At 47.4% G+C, this 477-nt stretch carries 1 protein-coding gene; it reads left to right on the top strand.

Annotated features, from left to right (window positions below; genetic code table 11):
• Window positions 1-477, top strand: a 477-nt coding sequence (locus JUI58_RS27435; protein ID WP_204101758.1) for an RRXRR domain-containing protein, incomplete at both ends; no start/stop codon positions are given.

Genomic DNA, 477 nt, shown 5'->3' with positions numbered 1-477 from the left:
TCCCCTTTGAGCAACGGTGTCATCGGCAAAAGCGCTTTTCTAACCGAAGAAAAGGCAAACTTCCGCCCAGTATTCGAGCCAACCGACAACTGGAACTGCGAGTTATTCGGGAGTTATTTGCTCTTTACCCCATTAGCGTCATTCATTACGAAAAAGTGATGGCAGACGTAGATAGAACCAGTGGACGAAAAGGAGCAAAATCAGGGAAAGGTTTTTCTCCCGTCATGGTGGGTCAGAGTCAAATGATCCAATGGTTATCTGAACTCGCTCCAGTCAAAGTACATCAAGGCTGGCAACGAGACGGAAATGGCACAAGTCAACTACGAAAATGGTTAGGATTGGAAAAGAATAAAACCGACAAATCTAAGCCAGAACCCGCAACTCATGCTGTTGATGGCGTGACTTTGGCCGCCTTCGAGTTTATCGAGTGGCGAGAATGGCATACCCAAAACGCCAAGCATGGTGCATGGGTAGGAG

Origin of the sequence: Spirulina sp. CCY15215 (assembly GCF_016888125.1) — a bacterium.
Classification (GTDB): domain Bacteria; phylum Cyanobacteriota; class Cyanobacteriia; order Cyanobacteriales; family Spirulinaceae; genus CCY15215.
This window is presented reverse-complemented; position numbering and strand designations above follow the sequence as displayed.